Origin of the sequence: Actinocrispum wychmicini (genome assembly GCF_004345645.1) — a bacterium.
Lineage (GTDB): Bacteria > Actinomycetota > Actinomycetes > Mycobacteriales > Pseudonocardiaceae > Kibdelosporangium > Kibdelosporangium wychmicini.
Window position 1 is genome coordinate 275,381 of the sequence record NZ_SLWS01000004.1, and the last position, 23,989, is coordinate 299,369.

The 23,989-nt window shown below is 66.6% G+C and carries 17 protein-coding genes; 12 read left to right on the top strand and 5 right to left on the bottom strand.

Annotation, left to right across the window (positions count from 1 at the left end):
* Position 1: 1 nt before the first annotated feature.
* Positions 2-6,685, bottom strand: a complete 6,684-nt coding sequence (locus tag EV192_RS19360; RefSeq protein ID WP_132117268.1) for a LamG domain-containing protein — start codon at positions 6,683-6,685, stop codon at positions 2-4.
* Between the two features lie 841 nt (positions 6,686-7,526).
* Between EV192_RS19360 and EV192_RS19365 the strand changes: the two genes are divergently transcribed.
* From EV192_RS19365 to EV192_RS19390, 7 genes are all read left to right on the top strand, one after another.
* On the top strand, positions 7,527-8,024 hold the full coding sequence (locus EV192_RS19365) for a hypothetical protein (protein WP_132117270.1): 498 nt from the start codon (positions 7,527-7,529) through the stop codon (positions 8,022-8,024).
* 99 nt (positions 8,025-8,123) lie between these two features.
* A complete protein-coding gene (locus EV192_RS53930) occupies positions 8,124-8,267 on the top strand; it encodes a hypothetical protein (protein ID WP_165960482.1) in 144 nt (47 codons plus the stop codon).
* On the top strand, positions 8,264-8,533 hold the full coding sequence (locus EV192_RS19370) for a hypothetical protein (RefSeq protein ID WP_132117272.1): 270 nt from the start codon (positions 8,264-8,266) through the stop codon (positions 8,531-8,533). The genes EV192_RS53930 and EV192_RS19370 overlap by 4 nt, the downstream gene beginning before the upstream one ends.
* Positions 8,534-9,321: 788 nt before the next feature.
* Complete coding sequence (locus EV192_RS19375) at positions 9,322-10,329, top strand: SMP-30/gluconolactonase/LRE family protein (RefSeq protein ID WP_132117274.1); 1,008 nt, start codon at positions 9,322-9,324, stop codon at positions 10,327-10,329.
* Between the two features lie 1,703 nt (positions 10,330-12,032).
* The gene (locus EV192_RS55885) at positions 12,033-12,752 is read left to right on the top strand and encodes a hypothetical protein (RefSeq protein WP_243726941.1); all 720 of its coding nucleotides are present in this window, start codon (positions 12,033-12,035) and stop codon (positions 12,750-12,752) included.
* Between the two features lie 916 nt (positions 12,753-13,668).
* Positions 13,669-14,271: a helix-turn-helix domain-containing protein gene (locus tag EV192_RS19385; RefSeq protein WP_165960483.1), complete on the top strand. Its 603-nt coding sequence runs from the start codon at positions 13,669-13,671 to the stop codon at positions 14,269-14,271.
* Complete coding sequence (locus EV192_RS19390) at positions 14,268-16,868, top strand: hypothetical protein (RefSeq protein ID WP_132117278.1); 2,601 nt, start codon at positions 14,268-14,270, stop codon at positions 16,866-16,868. The genes EV192_RS19385 and EV192_RS19390 overlap by 4 nt, the downstream gene beginning before the upstream one ends.
* A 512-nt stretch (positions 16,869-17,380) precedes the next feature.
* On the opposite strand, the gene EV192_RS19395 is transcribed toward EV192_RS19390, so the two are convergent.
* Entirely contained in the window at positions 17,381-17,875 is a 495-nt protein-coding gene (locus tag EV192_RS19395; RefSeq protein ID WP_132117280.1) for a hypothetical protein, read from the bottom strand.
* On the opposite strand from EV192_RS19395, the gene EV192_RS19400 reads away from it, so the two are divergent.
* On the top strand, positions 17,862-18,104 hold the full coding sequence (locus EV192_RS19400; protein WP_132117282.1) for a hypothetical protein: 243 nt from the start codon (positions 17,862-17,864) through the stop codon (positions 18,102-18,104). The two genes, EV192_RS19395 and EV192_RS19400, sit on opposite strands and share 14 nt — an antisense overlap.
* Before the next feature lie 294 nt (positions 18,105-18,398).
* On the opposite strand, the gene EV192_RS19405 is transcribed toward EV192_RS19400, so the two are convergent.
* On the bottom strand, positions 18,399-19,199 hold the full coding sequence (locus tag EV192_RS19405) for a hypothetical protein (protein ID WP_132117284.1): 801 nt from the start codon (positions 19,197-19,199) through the stop codon (positions 18,399-18,401).
* 242 nt (positions 19,200-19,441) lie between these two features.
* On the opposite strand from EV192_RS19405, the gene EV192_RS19410 reads away from it, so the two are divergent.
* From EV192_RS19410 to EV192_RS19425, 4 genes are all read left to right on the top strand, one after another.
* The gene (locus EV192_RS19410) at positions 19,442-19,948 is read left to right on the top strand and encodes a hypothetical protein (protein WP_132117286.1); all 507 of its coding nucleotides are present in this window, start codon (positions 19,442-19,444) and stop codon (positions 19,946-19,948) included.
* Positions 19,949-20,448: 500 nt separating this feature from the next.
* The gene (locus EV192_RS19415) at positions 20,449-20,745 is read left to right on the top strand and encodes a WXG100 family type VII secretion target (RefSeq protein ID WP_165960484.1); all 297 of its coding nucleotides are present in this window, start codon (positions 20,449-20,451) and stop codon (positions 20,743-20,745) included.
* A 6-nt stretch (positions 20,746-20,751) separates the two neighbouring features.
* The gene (locus EV192_RS53935; protein ID WP_165960485.1) at positions 20,752-22,113 is read left to right on the top strand and encodes a WXG100-like domain-containing protein; all 1,362 of its coding nucleotides are present in this window, start codon (positions 20,752-20,754) and stop codon (positions 22,111-22,113) included.
* A gap of 8 nt (positions 22,114-22,121) precedes the next feature.
* Positions 22,122-22,466 carry a hypothetical protein gene (locus EV192_RS19425; protein WP_132117290.1) on the top strand — a complete coding sequence of 115 codons (345 nt, stop codon included), beginning with the start codon at positions 22,122-22,124 and terminating at the stop codon, positions 22,464-22,466.
* A 122-nt stretch (positions 22,467-22,588) separates the two neighbouring features.
* Here the strand turns inward: EV192_RS19425 and EV192_RS19430 are convergent, their stop codons facing one another.
* Together EV192_RS19430 and EV192_RS19435 are read right to left on the bottom strand one after the other, a co-directional pair.
* Entirely contained in the window at positions 22,589-23,302 is a 714-nt protein-coding gene (locus tag EV192_RS19430) for a hypothetical protein (protein ID WP_132117292.1), read from the bottom strand.
* A 195-nt stretch (positions 23,303-23,497) separates the two neighbouring features.
* Positions 23,498-23,920: a hypothetical protein gene (locus EV192_RS19435; protein WP_132117294.1), complete on the bottom strand. Its 423-nt coding sequence runs from the start codon at positions 23,918-23,920 to the stop codon at positions 23,498-23,500.
* Positions 23,921-23,989 lie beyond the last annotated feature (69 nt).

Below are 23,989 nucleotides of genomic sequence, written 5' to 3' on the forward strand. Positions count from 1 at the left end.
TTCAGGCCGCGACGGGGCCGGGATGAGCGACAAGCACGTAACCGAGCGGACCGCGCACTGTCTGTCCTTCACAGTCGGCGCTCCGGGACGCGAAGATCTGGCCGGCTGCCGCCCCGGACGTGACCGCACACTGATACAACACCCCGCTGGCCCGACCGGGCGGCGCCGACGTCCAGATCCGACCGACCGGGCCCACCACCGTCTTGCCGCCACAGCCCGTGCCCACCGACAGGAACTGGTCCACACCATCCATACAGGACATCAGCGGTGCGGTGCCGGGCTCGTCGGTCATGGCCACCAGGCCGAGCGTGCCCTCGAACCGGTACCCCGGCGGGACCGCGCCCGTGGTGACCGTGTTCTCCACCACCCTCGGATGGACGTACCTGGTCAACGGCGCATACCCGACCATGTAGCCGAGCAGCCGGTCCACCGTCTGGCCCTCACAGTCCGGCGAGGTGGAGTCGAACAGCTCGCCGCCGGCCGTGCGACACCGGTTCAACGGGACCGTCGGCCAGTCCGTCGGCCGGGTCGTGAACACCCAGCCCAGATCGGCCACCTTGCCGGATCCCTCGCAGCTCGGATCGACCGAGGTGAACTCGTCGGCGTTGGTCCTCATGCACGCGTACAACCGGCGGGTGTTCGACCCTGCCGCGGACAGCATCGTGCCAAGGGGAGCGTCGAACCGGTAGCCGGGCGGGACCGGCGTGAACTTGTCGTACATCCCCGCCGTGGTGGTGGCCGTGTAGTGGTCACCGGCCTGGTTGACCATCCGGGCGACCTGACCGCCGGACGGGGCCGGACGGGTCGCCCGCGCCAGGATCTCGGCGTCCGCGACCACTCCCATGTCGGTGGTGACCTCGTCCACCGCGCCGGTGAAGTACTCCGCCGCCGTCCCGTTGGTCTTGGCGCGGCCGATGGCGAACTTGCCGTGCCCCAACCACATCAGCACGTTGTCGCGGGTGCCGACCAGCTCACCGTTCACATACAACCGAAGCTGACGCGCCGGATAGTCGTACACACCGGTCAGATGAGTCCATTGGCCCAACACGGGCGGCTGCAACGAGTTGGCGTACACCAGCGGCTCGTTGTCCGCGTCGCGCGCGGCCGCGCCGAACACCCACCGGTTGACCTCCGGCCGGTACTGCAACAGGTATCCACTACGCCGGCTGCCGTCCTGGCTGAGCACCGTGGCCGCCTTGTCCGACCGATCCAGCCTGGCCCACCCGGACACCGTGAAACTGTCCCACATCGGGACCCCCGCGTCCGCCGTCGTGGCGGTGCCGGTTACGCCGTCCAGTTTCAGCGCCTGGCCGACCGGGCCCGGCTCGAACGAGACGCCACCGGACAGCGTGGTCACGTTCTGCCGCCACGAATAGTCCCGCGCCGTGCCGTCGTCGAACCGCCAGTAGCCGTGCATCAACGTTGGGGCGTCGTCATGCACCCGGCGGACCTCGCCGTCGGTCAGCGCCCGACTGTAGGCACGCACGTCATCGACACCACGCGGGAAGAAACACCCCTTGGCGCCGTTCCACTTGCACCGGCCGATCGACAACGGCCCACTGGACGGCCGCACCGTCACACCCACCTGAACCGCGGACAACCCACCGTTCACGTAGAGCCGAAGCTGGCTCAGTGGCGCGTCGTAGACCAACACCACGTGTGTCCAGGCGTACGGCAACGCGGTCTCGCTGGACAGGGCGAACGTGAGATCCGGGCTGGCCTTGTCCTGCTGGGGCACGACCGCCGCCCACTTCTTCGCCGCCGCGTCGTACTGGATGTAGAACGTGCTGACCTGGTCACCGTCCTGCCCCACCACCGTCGCGTACCGGGACCCGTCGGTCAGATAAGCCCACGCCGCGACCGAGAAACTACCGCTGCTGTCCACCACCGGACCCGCCGTCTCCACGTAGCCTGTGCTGCCGTCCAACCAGGCCGACAACCCGGACCGGCCACCGAGCCGCCCAGCGCCACCACTCATCGTCGCGTTGCGTCCGCGTCCACTCGCGTCCGCCACTGTGGTCCCGGTGGGCTCGTCCATCTTCCACCACCCGGCGTCGGCCACCGGCAGCGTGGCCGCACCGTCCAGCACCGGGTAGGACTTGTACAGCGCGGAGATCCGGTCGGCGGTCAACGCCCCGCTGTACATCCGCACGTCGTCCACCTTGCCCCGCCAGAACCCACCCGCCTGGTCCCGGCCCGCCCGCAGCGGCCCGGTGGCCTGCCACGGCGCCAACAACGTGCCACTGGCCTTCTCGGAACCGTCGACGTGCAGCCAGATCGTCTTGGCCGGCGCGTCGTACACCCCGACCAGATGCACCCACGAGTTCAGCTGTCCCGGCCGGGTGTCCACCGCGGCCCTCGTGATCGACCCGTCGGCGAGCTCGGGCATCTCGAACACCCACTTACCCCGGGAGCTCTGATCGTCGTCGATCAGATGCCCGAGCCGGAACTTCGGCACCGGGGTGCCGCCGCCGTCCATCGACACCGCACTGGCCACACACCGGTCACCGACGCACTCGTGACCGTCCAGCCACACCCAGGCCGACACCGTGAAACTGGTGTCAGTACGCACGTCCGCACCCGTTGTGGACACACCGTCATCCACACCGTCGAACCGCACGGCGTTACCGACCCGGCCCTTGGTGAACGTGGCGCCGTTCTCCAGCGTCCCGCCCCGGCTGCCGACCGCGTCCGCGACCGTCGTGCCACGCCCCTCGTCCATCGGCCACTCATGGCCGAGGCTCAGGTCCCGGTCGGCCATCTTCTGGATCTCCCCGAGAAACAACGGTCTACTGTAGACTGTCACATCGTCGACCGCGCCGGCGAGGAAGTCCACCGGACCGCCGGTCCACTTCGCCCGCCCGATCTGCAACCCACCACCCGCGTTGAACCCACCGGTATGCGCCGCCGAGGCGGCCAGCACACCGTTGACGTACAACTCGATCCGCTGAGTGTCCTTGCGGTACACGCCGACCAGATGCGTCCACACACCGCGCTGGGCGGCTTGACCGGTCGCCTGATCACCCGGCTTGGACTCGTCCGACCTGGGCATCATGAAGTCCCACCGGCCATCCGCCAACGCACGCAGGGTGAACCCGCTGATCTGCTGACCGTCCTGCGACACCACGGCCGCGGCCTGCGAGCCGACGCTGTCCGGCCGCACCCACGCGGCCACCGAGAAGCTCCGGTCGGTGTCCACCGCTTTCGGCATGCTCACATACCCGTTGCCGCCGTTGAGTTTCGCCGCCAGGTCGCTCGGGTCCGGCACCGCGCCGGTCTGCCCCGCCGTCCACTCCACGCCACCGTTCAGCGTCCCGGTGAGTTTCCCGTTGACGTCGTTGGCGTTGCCGTCCAGCTTCCACGCACCAGCGGTGACATCAGCCCGGCTGACCAACCCGCGCACCTCCTCTTCGGAGATCACCCGGTTGAACAGCCGCACCTCGTCGATCGACCCCGGCCAGTAGTCGGCCGGCTTCCCGGCGAACTTGGCCCGGCCGACCACCAACGGACCATCCGCCCGCCACGGCGCGACCGGCAGCACACCACTACCGCCCAGCTCACCGTTGACATAGATCCGCATCTGCCGGGTCGCCGCGTCGAACGTCGCCGCCAGATGCACCCACTCACCCGCCTTCGGCTGCTGGGTCGCGGACACCCCCATCCACTGCTGCTTGTCATCATCCGTGGTCAACCGCACGAACATCCACTTGCCCGCCGCGCCGTTGTACTGCAGATAGAAACCACCGTGGACGTTGCCGTCCTGGCTCACCGCGGTCATCGACGCCCCACCAGTGGTCAACCGGTCGGCCCGCACCCACGCCGCGGCCGAGAAACTCTGATCCGTCCGCACCACCGGCCCACCGGCCGTGACCGCGTCGTTGTCGCCGTCCAGGTGCACCGCGCCACCCGAGGCGCCCTCCGGGACGAACGCCGCCCCGTTCTCCAGCACGCCGTCCAGCCCGCCGTCGACCGCGTTACGCGCCGTGGTCCCGGAGGCGTCGTCGAACTTCCAGTGCGCCGCCTGAACACCAGTGGAGCTGACCGCCGCGGCGATCTCCGCCGACGACAACACCCGGTCGTACAACCGGACCTCGTCGATGCCGCCCGCCCACGGATCCGCCCCCTGCGTCGAACCCCACACCGTCCGGCCGATCCGCACCAACCCCGACGCGAACTCCGGCATAGCCGTGAACGGCGCCGTACCCACCAGAACACCGTTGACGTACAACCGGATCTGCCCGGACCCCGGATCACGCACACCGGCCAGATGAGTCCACGTGTTCAACTGCGGCATACCCACCGGCGACGACGCCATCACCACGCCCTTGTCCGTCGTGGTCGAGGTCGGCACACCGAACACCCATTTGGAGTCGGTACCGTCCGCCAGGGCACGGTGCCACAACACGAATCCGGGGAACATCGCCCCGTCCTGACTGACCGCCGCCCTCGGCCCGCGACCGCTACTCGGTTTCACCCACGCCGACACCGTGAACCCGGCGTCGTTACGGATCGCGTTCGGAGCACTGACATGATCGTCGACACCGTCGAGCTGGATCGCGGAACCGAGCGCACCCTGCGGGGTGTAGCTCGCACCGCCGTTCAACGTGCCGTGCCGGTCACCCAGAAACGCGGTGTCCGTGGTGTTGCCCTCGAACGACCACTGCGCCAACGGCCCGTTCCCGGCACGCACGTAGGTGTGGAGCACCTGGGCCGCACTGCGATGCCCGGCCCGATCGACACTTTGCACGAACAGGTCCCGGGGGCCATCACGATCCGGCGCCAGCGTCACCGTCGCCTGACCGCCGAGCGACTGCGCGTCCACCGATGCGACCGCTTGGTCTTTCCACCAGTACAAGTAGTGGTCGATGTCCGTGACTCCGTTGGCACCGAACGTGAACGTGCCGGGCACACCCACCCCACCATGCCAGCGGCCATCCTCCTGGTACAACACACCCGTCACCGTGGGCGGCCTGTCCGGCGCGACCCGGTCCACCACAAACGACTGGCCACCGGTCAGGCCGCTGGACACCGCGCCGTCCGACGCGTGCACCCACCAGTTCACCCGCTGCTTGTCCCGCCCGGTCAGGTCGACGAAAGTGTCATGAGCCGCGCCGGATGTCTGCGCGGGACCGTTGAACGCCTGCAGATCGTCCAAGCCGTCGCTGTTACGGAAGCGGATCCGCCACTGCGGCAACACCATGTCACCGTCCGGATCCGACACCCGGGCAACCAGCCGGATGTTGTCGTCGCCGACATACGGCACGCCACCACACCACTTACAGGGCGTCTCCGGCAACTGGGGGACCGTGGTCAGGTCGTACGGCGCGTTCGGCGGCCGGTTCCAGTTGACCCGCAACACCGTCAACCCCGGATCGTACTTGCGCCACGCCGCCTGATCCGCACCGTCACTCGCCGTCAGGACATAGGTCGACAGGCCGTCGGAGGCGATCCGATCAGCCGGGACACCCACCGTCACCGGCTGCCCACCGTGACACGTGGTGGGCGCCCCATAGGCCGAGATCCACGAACCACCGATCCTGCTGTTCCACGTCAACGTGTCATCGATGGTCCCGTTCGAACGGTACAACACATGCTCCGACGCATCACCACAGTCGGCGGGGCTGTGTATCACGGTCGTGTCAAAACTCGCCGCGCTGATCGTCCGCCCGGCCAGGAACCCCGTGTCGAACTGGAAATACGCCCACGCCTCACCGATACCGTGGCACTGGTTCCGACCGTTCCAGCACTGACCCACCTGGGCCGCGCCAGGACCGTCCCCACTGGTGTTCCAGTAGCTGGTGTTCGCGACAGCGCTACCGGACAGGACCGTGGCCCACGACTGTTTGTAGAACGTCGACAACGCCGGATCCACCGTCACCGGGAACGTCAACCCGGGGTCGGCCAGGAACGCCCGATCCGGCGTCAGCACCAATGACCCGTCCACAACCGACACGCCAACCGCGGCCTCCCGACCACTGGCGTCCCACATCTTCGACGGCGGCGCTGTGAACACCACAGCACCCGACTCATCGGTCGCCTGGATCGCGCCCCGGGCGTCCGTCGTGACCCGCAGGCCCTCCGCGCGCATCCCCAGCCGGATCGCCGCCAGCTTCGGATTCCGTGCCGCCTCGGCGTTCTTCAGCACGATGTCCTGCTGGAAACCGTTACGCACGGCGTGCATCACCAGATCGACACCCGGCAACACCTCGGGGTAGGTCGCGGTGCTGCCCGACAGGACAGGCACCGGCAGTGGGTCGGGCCACTGCAGAGCCAACGTCCGGCCGATCGACCGAAGGCTCGCGAGGGGAGGACCCGACCCACCACCGGACAGGGACAGCTCGCCTTCGGCCGCGACCGGGCCGACCGAGCCGTCCGGGCGGCGCACCAGCCCGGTATCGATGCGCGCCCACGAGCCGGCCACCTTCACCCGCACCGGGACCGGGCTCAACTCCGAGGTGAACGAGCCACCCGGGTTGGCGAACGTGACCGAGGTCGACGTCCGCTGATCAGCCACCTCCACCCGAGTGCCCTGCCGCCACGCGGCCAACGCCGCCGTCGCGGCATCAGGTGCCTCGGACACCGACACCTGCTGGGACGGCGGCGTGTGGCCGTCAGGCACGACAGTCACCGCCGCCCCCGCTAACGCCGCGACAACCCCGGCAAGAACCACACGACGAACACGCACGTTGCCACCCCCAGCTCAGGCGGACACACCCGCCAAGTCTTCCCGAACACCCAATCCAAGAAACGCCCTTGCCGAACTACCGGTAGTCCAAACTTGACTGTCCAAAGCAGAACATCGATGTTCGGCAACAGCGAATGGCAGTCGTCCGTCGGCGCTGACGCGTAGGTCGACCTGACGGCTGAATCGCTTGCGGAGCAACGGCAAGCGCGATCCCCGCCGATGTGACGGCCGCCCGCACCGCCGGGTCACCGACCACCCGGGACGCGCCGGCCGGCCCCACCCGAGGGACCTCCGTCATCGCCACAGGCAGGGCCGGCGTGCGCGCCAAAGCCACAACACCAGGTGCGAACCAGGCCACCGGCAGCTCCTTCCACCTCAGGACGGAACGCAGACAACCATGTGGCGCGCCCCGCGTCATCCGCCAATCGCCCACGTCGGCAGGACGTCGGCAGGACGTCGGCGGGAAGCCGGCGAGCTTTGGTCTGGACAGCCCTGCCACCGGGTCCTCGGCACATCCATCTGGAGGAGCGCACCGGCCAAGTGGATGCGCAGGCCACCGGGTAGCTACGCGGTACGGCGTCAACGCGGGCCGCCGAACCTGCCCGGCGGACCGGGACACGGCGCAACCGGCGCGAACTCGCACGACACCCGGCGCGGTGATCGACTGCCCTCTATCGCGGCGCTTGCGCGCCATGGCCGTTCCCGTTGCCCGCGGCTCCGAGGCCGACTCCACCGTCCCGCGACCGGCCGGGCACTCACCAGCCCCCTTTGTCAGGATGACGTGAGACCATCCGGGTCTTGTGGAGTCGGGGAGTGGGGCGAGTGTGGATGATGCGTGATCATGACGTTCAGTAATGCCGATGTTGATGCCGGGTTGGATCGGCCGCGGCGGCGGGTGTTCACCGATGAGTACAAGCTGACGCTGTTGGAGGAGTACTACCGGTTGACCGAGTCGGGCGCGAAGAATGCGTTGCTACGCCGGGAAGGCTTGTACTCCTCGCATATCGTGGACTGGCGTCGGGCACGTGATGCGGGCAGGCTGGGCGGTGTGAGTGAAACCCCGCGCCAAGGCCGGCCCGCGCCGGACAGGACCGGCACGAGCAAGCCCGTGAAGTCCAAGTCTGGCAAGGTCAAGTCTGGCAAGCCATCGCCGGACACGTCCGTGTCTGCGGGGAAGTCGGCGACCGCGCGGGACAACGAGCGGCTGGCGGCCGAGAATCAGCGGCTGGCCGCAGAGTTGGCGCGCACGAAGACCGCGTTGGAGATCGTGGGAAAAGCACAGGCGCTCTTGGAACTGCTCTCCGAGAGCGCGGACACCGACCCGACGTCATCCAGGTAGTCGATGAGACAGTGCTGGCGTTGGCCGGGCTGACCAGTGTCCGCCGTGCTTGTGCCCTGATCGGTGCGCCCCGCGCCACCTACCACCGACACCGCCAGGATGGTCCGCTGCCAGACAGGAAACCCGGTCCGGCGTCCGCCGTCGAACGCGCTCACCGCGGCCGAGCGTGGCCGGGTGCTGTCGGTGTTGCATTCGGACCGGTTCGTCGACAAGTCCCCAGCCCAGGTGTGGGCGACACGATGAAGCTGCCGACCTCGGCCAGGACAGCGCTGTCCGCCGAGCTCGGTCCGGATTACATCGTGCTGGACCTGCACTCGGCGCCGACGACAGCCGACGCAAGCAAGACGACCCTGCCAGGCGTAGATGGCTACCATCACCGTTACGAGGGTCTGCGACTGGCCTTTGTAGACTGGGGATCGTACTTCCTCATCCCGAGAGTGTGGAGCAACACGCACGGCAAGCTGATCGTCTTGCGTCAAGACGGCTTGCGAGTCGAGTTCCTCCAGTAGTCGTGCGATGCACGAGACTTCGTCGCGATGGACCACCGCGTTCTCGTGCTGTCCGCGCATTCGGAGCAGAACTCGGTGTTGGGCGCGGGCGTCAGCGGATATCCGTCCAAGGTTCGGAAGCTGACGAGATCGTGCATGCCGTGCGCCTCATCGTCGACGGCAGCGGCTATGTCAGCCGTACAGGTCCCAACTTGGAACTGTTCACACGGGCGCGTCAGGCTTTCGTTGGCCGCTGGAAGCGAGTGCGACCAGGATTCTGCTGAGTACTACGGGACGTGCGAGCCGGCAGCCGGTCATGCTGACGGCTCGGGACCAGATGGGCAGCCGGCGCGGGCAGGCGGGGTCGGTCGGCGCCCGGGACGCGGAGCTGTGTCCGTCGGTGGCCATCAGGCGTCACCGCGGGGGTTGTCGACCTGGAAGCTGCCTTCAATCACGAGCATCCCGCTGGAAACCCACTGGTCAGACGCGGGACCGCCGGTATGTAGCCCTGCCGGGGGGCACCCAGAACATGGGCAACATCATCCGGTGGCGCGAACCCACTCTTGACACATCGTTTCATCAATCAATACGTTCTTGTCACCAGATGAAACGCCCTTCGGTGGGGAGGCCACTCTGGACACCGTCTGGATGCTCCGCCGGGTCGGCGCCGCGCACCGTCATGTGACAGCGGTGGACGACCCGGGCCAGTTCGCGGAACGTTGCCGTGCTTGATTTCCCCGCCTCGCCGCCGTCCGAATCGCCCTGCTGGACGACGCCAGCGCCAAGAAACCCCCGACGGAAAGGTGATCATGTTCCGTGCAACCCGGCGACACCGCGTCCTTGTCGCGACCCTCGCCGCGCCGCTGCTCCTCGGCTCCGCAACGCAGGCGGCGGCTTCGCCCGCCGAGGGGCGGGCCCACATCTCCACGGCGTATGTGCTTCCAGGTGACCGCGTCTATCCCGAGGGAATCGGCGCCGACCCGTACACCGGCGACATGTACGTCGGGTCGTACGAGGGCGGCACGGTCTACAAGCTGACGCCTGGGCAACGGGTCGCCGAACAGTTCCTGCCCCCGTTCGTGGACGGGCGTACGCAGGCCCTCGGGATCGAGGTCGACCGGGCCAGGCGCCTGTGGGTGATAGACCGTCCCACCGGGGTCGCGGTGTACGACATCGCCAGCCGCCGGTTGCTGGCCCGGTTCACCATTCCCGACCAGAAGCCGCGTCTGGTCAACGACATGGCCATCACGTCGGACGGCACCGCCTACATCACCGACAGCTATCGGTCCGTGGTCTACCGCATCACGCCCGAGCAACTCGCGAAGGCCCATGAGCAGGGCGGCGAGGCGCCGCTCCGGCCCGCGTTCGACCTGTCCGGGATCGTCGAGCCGCACGCGCCCGACGCGATCACCCTCAACGGGATCGTCGCCGAGCGTACGGGCCGCTACCTGCTGACGGTCGACATGACCGGCGCCGATCTGTACCGCATCGCACTGCCGTCCGGCAAGGTCGACAAGGTAGCCCTGAGCGGAGGGGACATCATGACGGGCGACGGCATGGAACTGCAAAACGACACGTTGTGGGTTGCCCACCCCATCACCGACCGCTACGCGATCAGCCGGTGGCGTATCGGCTCGGACGGCCGGACGGCCCAGTCGACCGGGCGGCTCACCGACTCGGCGTTGCAGACCCCGACGACCCTGCTGCGCAAGAACGGTAAGCTGTACGTGGTCCGTTCCCAGTTCGACAAGGGCGGACCCACGGGTCCGGGCACTCCGCAGCTTCCGTTCAGCATCGCGTCCGTGCGCGGCTTCTGAGTAAGGAGAACGTGAGTAAGGACAACGCTAGCTGGTGAGCCTCGGCGGCGCGCCGGTCACAACGCCCGCCGAGCAAACCGGAGTTTCCCCGAGCACCTCAGCCCACTCGGCGCACCGCCAGCCCCGCAGCCTGAGTAGTCGCCCGGTAACCGGTCGCCGGGATATGCGGTACGACCTGCACGACGTGGCTGAGGTCGCGCGTGCGTGCGAGACGGCAATGTCCGCACATCGGCATGTCAGTACGTTGGCAACGCGCTCGGTTTGGCAAGGGGTGTGCTTGGTTGGTGGGCTCGTCGGTCGAGTGGCGCGGCCGGTCAAGAGCGATGTGTCGGCCGGCTGTGCGGCCCGCAGGACCAGGCTGGAGCTGGAGCGAAACTGGAGCGACGTACGCACTTGACCTGCGGTCAGCTGGCGTCAACCGTCCTGAACGGACACATGTTGTGCAGGGATTCTCTGTTTCCGCCGGCCACGGTCCTTTGTGGACATCCCTGGGGGTCAAGGGATCGCAGGTTCAAATCCTGTCGTCCCGACGGTTGCGCCGAAGCCTTCTGGCCCGGCTTAAACACCAGGCCAGAAGGCTCCTTTGTGTTCTGGTGCGGATCTTGACCGGACTGTCCATAGTGGTCTTAATGAAGATCGACAGGGCAGGACTGGAGCGAAAACTGGAGTGGATCATGGTTGGTTTTGACTGGACTGGCCAAGTGGGGTCGCGGAGCGGTGGCTGTACCGTGTGATGTCCGTAACGTGCTAGAACGGTCGTGGAGGTTGTCAGGGTTTGCGTCGGTGATGGCTGGTTGGTGCGGTCTGGGCCTGTTGGTCGTAGCGACGGCGCGGTTGTGGTCTGTTGAATGTGGTTGTGCCCGGTTCGGCGCCGTTGTCTTGGCCTATGCGGCGGCGCGCGGTGGTGGTGCGGTGTCTGAGGGCTGCGCGGGATCGATCGAGGTGGCGATGTCTACGGTCTTTGCCGCCGAGGCCTGGTGTAGGAACAGGATGATCAACACGGCGGAATAGGGTTATCGGTTGTCAGCGGTGACGTGGGCACTTCGCGTCGGTCGCTGTCCGTGTGGTGGTCCGGTGCGGTTGGTCGGGTCCGGTGGGCTGGGGTGCTCGTCGCGTGGGCGGCGTGGGGTCGGTGTGTGGCGGTGTCGGTCGACAGCCAACGGTCGGATGACGGATGTCAAGGTGTGGCATGGATCGGGCCGGCTGGCCGCGGCTCACCGTCGCCTTCTGGGCTGCGTCGATCAACTCCATAGGCTCTTGCACGCACTCGCACGTAGGCGACGTCTCAAGCGTCTACTCGCGTGTCAGCTGTCTGTTGGTCGACCTGATGCCGGCGCGGTAGGGCAGTTGGGGGTGTGATCTGGGGTGAGTACTTTCTCGACTGTGATCCATGTGTGGTCAGGGGTGCTCCCATTCCTCTTCCGCAGACGCCGTGGTTCGTCGACGATGATCGTCGGCAGGTCTCCTGGCCGGCGGAAATGAGCTCGCGGGGTGAGGTTGGAATTGAACCGGTGACCTCTACCGTGTCAAAGTTAATTCGAATGGCCGTGGCCTGAGGATTTATCGAACTCTCCTGGTCAGAGAGCCTTGTTCCTTCTCGTTGAAACGAATTCGAACGGGTTATGGCGGGTTTCGATCCCCATAAAATCCCCATTCGATCTTGAACGAGGAGACCATTACATTGTTCGCGGTGGTGTCTCCTCATGACCACGATCGAGTTCAACAGGGCCGGACAGTCGCCGATCGAGTCGACCGTCGTCGTCACGTCCGTCACCGTGATCGTAGGGACGGTCGTTGGCCTGACGTTCATGTTCGGCTTCGGGAACGTCCTCAGCCTTGCTCTCCGTCTTGGCGTACCTGGCTGGGTCGCTCCGCTCGTCGCGCCCGCGGTTGATCTCTCGATCCTTGGACTGCTGTTGGGTATCCGGCACCTCGCGCTTACTGGCGCCTCTGCCGACCTGCTGCGTCCGGCCCGCCGGATGCTGGTCTTCGCCAGTGCGGTGACATTGGCACTGAACGTTGCAGACCCACTCTTTGTGGGCGAGTACGGAAAGGCGGCGTTCGACGCCGTTGGGCCACTTCTCTTGATTGGCTGGGCAGAGGTCGGCCCCGGCTTCTTGCGGGCGATTGGTGCGACCAGTTCGATGGGCACTGTCAAGCTGCCCGTCGTCTGCGAGGGCGCCCAGCAGCAAGCCTGGCGAACCGAGGAAGTGGTGGGGCGTGGTTCGGTGCGATCCGATCCGGTGCGCAACCGGCCAATATCGGCCGATACTATGCGCGTTCGTCTGGGAATCGGGGCCACATCGGCCCGGCAACTTGTCAAGATCATTCGCGCGGAGTTCCAGACGAACAACACTGTCGATCCAGCAAGCGAGAAAGGCGCACCTAAAGCGGAAAACGCCGCTGTGAGTTTGGTGGCGTGACCTGAAGGTCCTACTGATGGTTCGCCGGTGGCCGCGTGCTTGTCGGCCTGGTCCTGGCGGGTCTGGTGGTCGGGGTCGGCGTGCCGGTTGGGCCGCCGTGGGCGAGTGGTGGCACCAGGTGTTCACGGCTGCCTTGGTAAAATGTGTCCAATCTTTTGATCAGGCACTCCAAAAATAGGATTCAACGGATCACCTTGGCCTTGCTGTCTGACCCGGCGTTGATTAGCCAGGATTGTGCATTGGGTCGGGCGTTCTGTCTTGGGCTGCTTCGGATCGGGTTCGGGCAGCTGTCCGGTGGATATGGCGGGGCGGGTGCAGGGAACGATCCTTGACCACTTGAATGGTGCTCTGAACTGCGCATGACATGTCCTTCAGTAAGCTGTATTATCGCAGTTTAGGGCGCCATTCTCCGCTCATGGCACGCTGTCGACCCCGAACTACCCGTGAAAGCGCCTGGGCTAACGTACGGAGTCCTGTGCACATGGCGGGCCGGGGTTCCCGGCGTGCGCGAGGTTGTCGGGGGAGCGTGCCCGGTGAGGGCGGCGCGGAGTTCGCGGGCGGTGATAGTCACGAGGATGCAGGCTTGGAGGAACTCGGCGAGCGCTGCGGGGATGCGGGCAGCGGCGGTTAGGACCAAGGTGATGCCGCCGATCATGGCCAAGATCTCGGTTGTGGTCACTATGCGCCGCCTTTCTCCGGCCGCTCAAGCGGGGCGGTGGCTGGGGTGCTGCTCGTCAACGGGGTATTCCCTTCCAATGGGGCAGTGCACCAGCAGCGTGCGGCCGTTTAGTGTTCGGTTGCAGCAGTGTTGGTGTAAACCGTGCGTCCTCGCAGGTCACGGCCTATGGCCTCGGCAGGAGACCGTACGAGCGCGTGATGACCGGGGCCGGTACCAGGCAGTGAGAGGCGGGCGGGGATGGCTGATCCGCGCCGGATCCGGACTAGGGCCGAGTGGACCTCGGCGCTGCAGGGACTGTTCAAGCGAGCTGGCCTGAGTTACCACGTGCTGTCTGAGCGGTGCGGGGGCGTCGCACGCTCAACGTTGCAGCAGATGGTCACGGGGAAGAGCTTCCCGAGGGCGGCTACCGTGCGGTTGTTCGTGCAGGCGTGCGGCGAGAGCGATACCCAGCCGTGGGTGGATGCACGGAGCCGGGTCGCGGCAGGTGACGTGGCGGGGAGTCAGCCGCAGGCAGCGCCAGCCGGGTCGAGGGAGGCTAGAGCTGGTAAGGACTCGGTCATCCGCCCGGACCCGCAGCATGTCCTTGACTACGCCCAGACGGTCAGCAGGCTCGCACCGACCGTGCTCCAGGATCGCGAGGCCGAGCTAGCCGAGCTTAGAGAGTTCTGCCTACGGCCATCCGGCAAGTCGTACTGCTACTGGCGCGGCACCGCATGGGCAGGGAAGACCGCGCTGCTGGCAACGTTCGTCCTGGCGCCGCTCACGGCAGAGGTGACGTTCGTCGGGTTTTCATCAGGGCCGGTGATCAGGACGACTATCAGGATTTTCTCCGTGTCGTGACCCGGCAGCTCGGCGTTATCCTGGGCGAGATTCCGCCTCCGGATCCCTCGCACACGGACTTTGACTCAATGCTGGGCAACGCCGCGGATAGGTGCGATCAGCAGGGTCGGCGTCTCGTCCTCGTGGTGGATGGCCTGGACGAGGACTGGTTCGCCAACAGGACCAAGCCGAGACGAAGGCCCAGCATCGCCTCGCTGCTCCCCGAACGACCGCCAGGCGGAATGCGAGTGATCGTCTCGGGGCGCCCCGACCCGCCGATCCCGGACGACGTGCCCGAGAGCCACCCGCTCTTGGACCCCAGCGTCGTCCGGGAACTGGCACCTTCCTCATCTGCCAAGCTCAGCGAGCGGAGGGCAAAGCGAGACCTCACCGACATGCTCGACGACGGCCCGCTCTCACGTCAGCTGCTGGGCCTAATCGTGGCCGCCGAAACTGGCCTGAGCATTCAGTGGCTGGCGGAACTGGCGCACAAGGACGAATGGGAAATCGAACGGTGCCTTGGAACGGTGAGCAGCCGGGTGCTTCACCGTCTGGGTAAGGACAGCTGGACGGCTCGTGACCGGGACGGCGGCTACCAGTTGGCCCATACGGACCTGAGGGAACTGGCCCGAAATCTGCTGGGCAAGAACCTCGACCAGCACCGTCGTCGGATATTCGTCTGGGCTGAGGAGTACCGCCAACTGGGCTGGCCATCGCAGACGCCGGAGTACCTGCTCCGGGGCTACTTCCGGATGCTGGATGACTTCGGCGACCTGCCTGAGATGATCGAATGCGCGACCGATCTCGGCCGCCGGGATCGCATGCGTGACCTGTCCGGCGGTGACGCCGCCTCGATGACGGAGATCACCACGACGCAGGACGTGATTGTTACCCAGGAATACCCCGATCTGATCGCCATGGTCCGCCTTGCTATCCATCGCGATCACCTCGCCGCCCAAAACCACAACATCCCGTTCAACCTTCCTTCGGTCTGGGCGCTATTGGGGCAGGTCGACAGGGCTGAGGCCAGCGCTCGTTCCCGCCTCAACCAACATGGGTGGGATTGGCAGGCAGATGTCCTGGCATCGGTCGCCACAGCGACGGCTAAGACCGGCGACCTCGATCGCGCCGAGACTACTGCTCGGTCCATTACCAAGCCCTTCACGCAGGCAGAGGCCGTGGTGTCGGTGGCCGAAGCTGCAGTCGAGGCCGGTGATTTCGGGCGAGCCGCCACCTTGATCGACCACGCGCAAGCTATTGGCGCCTCCATCAACGACCCCAAGTCGAAGGCATTGACGCTGGCGTCGGTAGCAGGAGTTGCCGCCAAGGCTGGTGATTTCGGGCGAGCCGCCACCCTGATCGACCAGGCTGAGGCCGTCGCGCACTCGATCACCGAAGCTAGCAACTTGCCCAGTGCCCTGGTGCCGCTGGTCAAAGCGATGGCTCAAGTCGGCGACCTGGATCGCGCCGAGGCCATCGCACGCACCATCACTACAAGGTACGGCGACCGGGACGCGGCCCTGATGTCAGTGGCCGAAGCGCTGGCCCAGACCGGTGACGTCGACCGCGCCGAGATCATCACCAACTCCATCACTGACCTTTACGTGCGGACAAGGGCACTGGCGTCGGTGGCGGGGGTAGCCGCCGACGCTGGTCATTTCGGAAGAGCAGCCACGTTGATTGCCCGCGCAGAGGCCACTGCTGACTCCATTAGATCATTCACCAAGTTTGAGCAGCAGGCGTGGAGTCAGTGTTCCGTGGCGGAAGCTGCCGTCAAGGCCGGTGACCTTAGGCGAGCAGGTACGCTGATCGGCCGGGCCGAAGCCAACGCGCGCTCCATCGATGCCCGTTCGAGCCTCATGCTCGACCAGCAGGCGCGGGTACTGGTGTCGGTAGCCGAAACCGCCGCCAAGACCGGCGACCTCGGTCGGGCCGAGACCATCATCCGTTCCATCACGGTGCTCAAGCAGCAGGCATGGGCACTGGCGAAGGTGGCTGAAGTCGTAGCCATGACCGGCGACCTTGAGCAGGCCCGCGCCCTGATCGTGCGCGCCGAGGCCATCGCCCGCATCCCCGACCCGTTGGACCAGAACAAGTTCCTCTCTGGTCTGGGGTCGGTGGCTGAAGCCGCAGTCGAGGCAGGTGATCTTGATGGAGCCCGTGCGTTGATCGAGCGCGCCGAGGCCATTGCCGACTCCATCACCGGCGCCGACCACCAAGCACGTGCCCTGGTGCCGGTGGCTGAAGCTGCAGTCGAGGCCGGTGATCTCGATGGAGCCCGCGCGTTGATAGTGCGGGCCGAGGCCGTCGCCGACTCCATTACCAATCCCTTCACTCAGGCTAGGGTGCTCGTGTCGATGGCGGACGCCGCTGCTAAGGCTGGCGACTTCGACCGCGTCGAGGCCATCGCCGACTCCATTGACTCCGCCCTCACCCCGAAAGAACAGGCGCAGGCTTTCCTGGCTCTGACTGCAAGCCAGGACCTGCGCCGCCGCGCGCGCGGTAGCCCGAGCTTTGAGGATCGCCGACTGGTACCTTCCAATCCGAGCAGTGATCAAGATAGTGCCCGAGGCACTCCCGATCGTCCTTGCCGAACTCGACACCGTAGCCAGATCTGACGTCTCCTGATGTCGCGATCCGCAACCCGGCACGCTCAGACCAGATGCGCCAATACCGCGGTGCGGACGCCTGGGAAGTCGACCCGTTTGAGCCACCAGTTATGGCTGCACGAGGCCGACAACCACGCGGGAGGTACGCGACAGTTGGGTCAAGGCCCTTTCCATAGCATTTCCGGCTGCCCCAAAAAGCTGTTGTGTGTTGCCTCAAGACATCCTCACCCGTCGTAGCTACCCGTTTCGGCGGAACCGGGGAGCGTGCGCTTTGAAGTGGCGGATCGAGATCTTCGCGTCGCGACGATGCAAGGGACAGTTCGTGGCCATCATGCGTTTACTCGAAAGTGCGTGTTCTCGACAGGATCGTGACCGTCCTGCCGGGGTTCACGGCACGCTGCCAACCGGACTACCGTGAAAGCCCTGGGCTAGGCTGGTCTGCTGTCGCCGTCACGTCCTCGGAGCCATGAGGCGGCGACTGAGTCCTGGCGCGCCCTCGTGAATGTCTGACCAGGTTGCGATTACGGCTGCTTGAGCCGATCCAGCACTGTCCGCGCCTGTGATTGCGCGATCGCGGAAAGTTCGTCCAGCTTCAGCGGGCCTTCGCCGGGTGCACGGTGGACCGCGACCTGGACCTGCATCGATACGTTGCTGTCCTGCACTCCGACGATGTAGCTCGCGCCTGGGGCCGGGTTCGTGACGGAGATACCGCGCCAGGAGTTGCGGGTGCCGAGTCCGGGGATTGTGCCGGTGCTCCATCCCTGCTGTGCGGCGCCGGTGTTGTTCCACTTGTCGTATTCCGGTGGCTCGTTGGCGGAGGTGAATTCGACGAGGATGCCGATTCCGGCTTCGTCGGTGGTGACGCCGTCGGTGGGGGACGTGCTGGTGTATTTCAGATCGCACGTCAGGCCGCCGCTTGGCGGGTCTTCCCGGTGTACCGGCGGGGTCGGCGTGGAGGACCACTTCATCAACGGTTTGGGGTCGAGCAGATCGCAGGCATTGGTGATCGTCCTCATCGAGTACTTTCCCGGTGCCGCGGAGGGCGGGGCGGTGGTCGTGGACGGAACCTGGCTCGGTGAAGCCGGAGTCGACGTGGGCACGGCCTCGGTGGACGAGCCGCCGCTCACGGAGAGTCCGATCGCGACTCCGATGCCGAGTAGCGCGACCAGCCCGACCGCGGCGGCCACGATCAGTCCTGTCTTGGAGCTGTTGGCCCGGCTGGGCGAGGCTGCGGGCGGCGGATAGCCGGATGGGGGACCGTATCCGGGGCCTGGGGGTGGGGCATGCCCGGACCCGGGGGAACTGGATGTGGGCGAGTCCGCAATGAAGCTGGGCGTGGCTGAGGTGGGACCGGGCGCTGGCGGAGCGGGGTCAGGCGGAACGTGGCCGGATGTGTCCCGGACCGAGCCGAGCCGATCCACCGGGGTCGGGTTCGGCTGCCCGGCACCAGGATTGGGGTCGTTCGCGGCGCGCTGGTCGTCAGCTTCGTCCGGAAAGTCCGTCATCGGTGCCATACCTCGGTGTGCCGCATCGCGTCCTCTAGTTCTGTTTCAGCCCGTTCAGCGTCTTCCGGACCTGGGCCTCGGCGATCGACTCCAGTTCAGCGCGGTGCACCTGGGAATCGTCCTTGTCGCGGCTGACGTTGAGCCGGACGCGTACCGAGACGTTGCCGTCCAGCACGGCCAGCAGATACCTCGTGTCGGTGACCAGGTTGCCGTAAGTCTCGGAGTGCCAGTAGCCCTGGGTCCCGATTCCGGTGATCGGGCCGGATTCCATGCCCGCGCCGGTCTTGGCCGTATCACCGCGTTTCCAGCCGTCGTAGGAAGGCGGGGCGTCGCCGTTGGTGAAGTCCGCGTCGACGAGGATTTCGGCCGTGTCCACGGCGTTGTCGCTGGAGTAGCCGATCTGGCAGCTCAGGCTGCCAGCGCCGTAGACGCTCGGGCGGACTTCCCGGTGCTGGGGCGGGCTCGCGGGGGTGGGCGACCACGCCGTCAGCGGAGCGGGATCGACGAGATCACAGGCGTTGGAGACCGCGTTCATCGAGTAGACCGGGGCCGTGGCCGGTTTCGGCGGCTGGTCGGGGGACTGTCTGGCGACGACGACACCAATGGCCACCCCGGCGCCCAGCGCGATCACCACCGCGGCGACTCCGGCCACGATCCAGCCCGTCCGGCGCGGCTTGGCCGGTGGCGGATACCCGTAGCCGGGATGGGGGTACGCGGTCTGGGGCTGGCCGAGATACGGCGGCGGAGCGTTCCCTGCTGTCGCGAAGGAATCCGGGGGGTGCTCGACGCTGCCCGGAGCCCGCTGATCATCGCGCCCGTCGTCGGATTCGGTCATCCCCGCAGCCTCCTCCCTGCCGCCTGGCCATCCTCGGATGCACTACAGGAACAGACCATCTCATCCATCACCGGGATGCCGGTCACGGCGGCCAGTCGATCGTAGATCCAGTACGCCTTTCGGCCGACCGACCGATCACCACGACCCGCCGCAACGCGGCGTCCCACACCCGGGTCGGATGCGGTCAGCACACCACGCTCAACCACCAAACTTTCGGCCATCGGACAACTCCCCTGTAGGACTTGGCGTTGAATGTGGCCGAGCCGCTGGTTGTGGGCGAGTACGGGACGGCGGCGTTCGACGCGGTCGGACCGCTGATACTGATCGGGTGGTCGGAAGTCGGCCCCTGCCTGTTGCAGGCGATCGGCACGGCAAGTCCAAATCTGGCGGGGTGCGACGTCGATCGCCTGGAGTCGGGCGTTCTTGCGAAGCCGGACGACGGAGTTGGAGAGGCGCAGCTTCAGTTTGACGAGGATATCGTTGTGCGGCGGGGTGGCCGGCGGGAAGCTGACGGGCGGCTGCCTGAGGTGCTGTTGGCGCTGGCGCGCCTGGAGGATGCTGCTCATCGCAAGGCTCACCAGAAGCCGATATCGGCTGATTCGCTGCGGATTCGACTGGGAGTCGGTGCCGCGCGGGCGCGACGTCTCGTCGCGGTCGTTCGGTCCGAGTTCGAAGCGCGGGCCGATGTCCCGCGACTGGACGGCGGTGTGGCTGGCGAGACAGGCAGCGCGGCGATTCGGACGGCATGATCCCGGCATTTGGAACGATCTCCGCATAAGCGGAGCGACACCAACAACGCCGCCACCAGGAAGGTCGCCGCGGAATGATCCCGCGTACGCGGGGAGCGACAGCCGAGCGAGGCCCAAGCAGCAGAAAGACCGAGAACGATCCCCGCGTACGCGGGAGCGACGGGGTATCGAGTAGTCGGAGTTCGAGGTCGGCGATGCGGCGGGCGTTGGAACGGGCGGCGGCCAGCTTGTCGGTGAGGGCCTGGTTGTCGCTTGTGAGGTGCCGGGCGTCGATTGCCCACACCAGCGCACCATCCCAGGCCGACCAGGCAGCCGCCTGCCGAGAGGGCTGGATCGCCATCTTACCTGTCCGCTTGCGTGGGGCGCACGGCTTAAGTCCTTTGCGGACTCTTTGACATTCGGTTTCGGGGGAAATGTCCACTATTCGCCTTATTGTGGCGCGGCGGAACTGTTTCCGCGTCCCGTGCGTCATACTTCGGTATTTCGCGACCGGAGGCGCCATGGGAAAGATCGTCGCCGACTTCGGCGGGCTGGTTGAGGTCGAGCAGGCTATTCACCAAGCCGCTAATCGGCTGGAGGATGAACTGTCTGGGTTACGCGCCCGGATCGCGCCGCTGTGTGAGTCGTTGTGGACCGGCGCGGCGGCCGCGGCGTACAAGCAGGTCCAGGACGACTGGGACAAGTCCGCCGAGGAGATCCGGGACGTGATGACCGGCCTGCACCGGATCGTCCGGACCGCTCGCGGCAACTACAGTGCCGCGCTGCGGGCGAACCTTTCGATGTGGCGGGGCAGGTGACCGGCGGTGGCTCCGATTCCCCCTGACGGCAACGAATCCGGCAAGGTCGATGTCCACCCGGACGACGTCGACAGTGCCGCCACCGTGTTCGCCCAGCAGCAGGGCGAGCTGGAGAAGACCTGGAGCACGCTGGACGACGCGTTGCGTGCCAACGAGGGTATGGCGGGCAACGACGGCGGCGCGGAGAAGTTCGCGTCCCGCTACGACCCCGCGGCCAAGGCTGTGTGGCAGGCGTTCGGGTCTGGCATCCGCACCCTGGGCGGAATCGCGAACGGGCTCGTCACCACGGCGAACAACTACCTCAAGGCCGAGGCCCACTCCACGGCCGGTGGCGCGACACCGAAGCAGTACCCGCCGCTCGGCGTGTACTCGGACGTGATGATGCCGGAGGTGGCCTCGGCCAAGGGCGCCGGCAAGTCGGACGTCCCGGACTTCCTCGCCAAGTACTGGCCGAACGGCGAGCCGGACAAGCTGCGCGCGGCGGCGAACGCGTGGCGGGCCGCGCAGTCGTCCATCGGTGACATCGTGGGCCGGCTGCACTCGGCCGTGCAGGGCATGACGGACTCGAACAACACCGAGTGCCTGCAGGCGATGAACGAGTTCTGGGACTCGTTGGCCAAGTCCGGCGATGACAAGGCGTTGTTCACCGGCCTGCAGGACACGTGCGGCAAGATGGCCAAGGCATGCGACGGTTATGCGTCCGCGATCGACAAGGCGCACCACGACCTGAAGGTGGCGCTCGCGGAGATCGGTGTCGCGGTGGTGCTCACCTCCGCCGTCGGTGTGCTGCTGTCCGTGTTCACCTTGGGCGGTTCGGACGTCGCGGCCGGAGCCGCGGACGCCGCCGAGGTAGCCGCTGTCGCTGAGCCCGTGGTCGTCGAGTTCGAGGCCGCGGTGACCGCCGAGGTCGAGTCGGCGATCGCCACGGACGTGGCCGAGTCCCTGGAGGTCGCGGCCGCCGACGCGCCCACGATCGAGGCTGTCGAAGCCGAGACGGCCGAGCTGGACTCCACCGTCGAAGAGGAGCTGGCCGAGGCGGAGGGCAAGACGTCGCCGCCGGAAGAGCCGGTGCCACCGGCCGACCAGGCAGCGGCCGACATCCTCGAGCCCGGCGGCGAGCCGATCGGCGAACCCGGCCGCAGCCCGGACGTCCGGGTGATGGACGAGCAGCAGCTGAACCAGACCTGGCAGAAACTGGTGGACAAGTACGGCCCGGCCGAGGTCACCGAGACCCCGAAGGGCAACATCGAGTACGTCCGGACGCCGGACGGCGGCCGGATCCAGCTGCGCGACTTCAGCAAGTCGGGCGGCAAGACGATAGACATCAACATCGACGGCGTCCGGACCACGAAGATCCACATCAAGTGAGGAAAACAGTGAGCAAGCAGGCACGCGACCTGGCCGACGACCCCGCGGTCATCGACCGCCTGGTGTACGAGGCGACTGACGACTGGCTGGGTTTCTTCGTGATCTACGGCATCCTGCGCAAGGCCTCGGGCGGCACGATGGGCCTGCCGCAGTTCGCGGACACCGCCATGCCGGTGTTGCGCAAGCTGATGACCGAGCACGGCATCCGGCCCGGTGAGCTGACGGGCAAGCCGCCGGAGTTCGTGCCGTGGACGACCGGCACCGAGGAGTCACTCGCCCGGATCGAACGGGAGATCCGGGCGCTCGACCACGAGCCGTTGTCCGACGAGATCGCCTGGTTCAGCGCGGAGTAGCCACCCAGAGCACCGTGCACAGCGGGCACGCCGGGTTGACGCGCTATGGCGGGATCGACTCCGACAAGGTACTGAGAGCCCAAAGGCAGCCAATTCACATACGACCTACGTCGAATCACAGGTCATTCGAGGCGCAGTTCGCCATCCTCGTCGACTACCACCTGTACGACCGTCCACATCAGCGCGTCCGAGGCTCCGGTAGTGTCGAGGTACTGGCACCGGTAGCCGGTCGGCCCGAGCTGCACGACCTTCATCTCGGGAATCGCGTCGCAGCGCAGCCGCTGACTGGGAACCCTCGATGCCTTGTTCCACAGCAGGCCGTGCACGGCGCGCGCCCGCAGCACACCGACCGTGCCGGTGACTCGGTAGTCGAAGAACTGGCTCCCACGCTGGTAATCGTCGCCGATCGTGATATTCCACGGCACGTCGACACCCTCATAGCGAATCGTGCATGTCGTGGTCGCGCCGGCCCGCATGGTCAACCCGCCGCGTGGGCACGACGCCGCGCCGAACCGGCCACGAATTCCGGACCGCAGCACGGTTTCCTTGCGCATCTGCTGAGCGAGTTGCTCCATCACCGGCAGGCTGACCGACGCGGGCGGGAACTCGGCGTAGGCTTGGTTACTGGTCAGCAGATCCGGCTCCGGGCCGGTGACCTCGACCGGCATCGGCAGTTCGACACCCTGCACGGGCCGCGGCGCCGATGACGAGGTGGACGCGGCACTCGTCGCCGTGGTCTCCCGCGTGGTCGGCGACGAGTCCACTGAGTTCGCGGTGCACGCCGCGACAGCAAGCGCCACGCCCGCGATCAGCACGCCGACTCGGATCGTCCGCATGTCCGCATCCTGCCACGTCGCCCTCGGGACCGGTCCCGAAAATCCACACGGCGACAACAGTTTCACTGGACTGGTCATGAACCTACGATCGGTTCCCCGTCCTGACACATACCCATCCTCACTGAGACAACGACCAGCCCAACACCACCGTCATGCCATGCGGACCGGGCACCAGCCGAACACCGGCGCAAGGCGTCACATGATCATCAGACTGCGGGCCGCGAGATCCTCGGCCCGCCGGATCACCTCGGCATGCCGAGCGTCCATCCGGACCACAGCCGCCCGGATCTGCCTGGCCATCAGCCACGGCACGACCGGCACGAAAGCCAGGCTCACCGCGTTTGGCCTGATATTCCACAATGGACCATTGGCTCGGGCGACGCCGACGACCGCGTAGACACTCGCGACCACCCACCCGATCACCACGATCCAGCGCAACCGAGTCGACGCGAGACCGACCACCAGAACCGCGACCAGAACATAGTTGTACGCGGGCGCGACGACGACGAACAGCACCACATTGACCACCGCGTCCACCACGGTCCACGACGTACGAACCTGCCCGGCGGCCCAGCAGGCGACCACGAGGGCGGCCGACTCCACCAATGCGACCAGCAACAGGCCCTGGCTGCCGTCCCCAGGGAAGTCAGGAGGAAAACGCAGCCACCCAGCCGTGCCCCAGCCGCA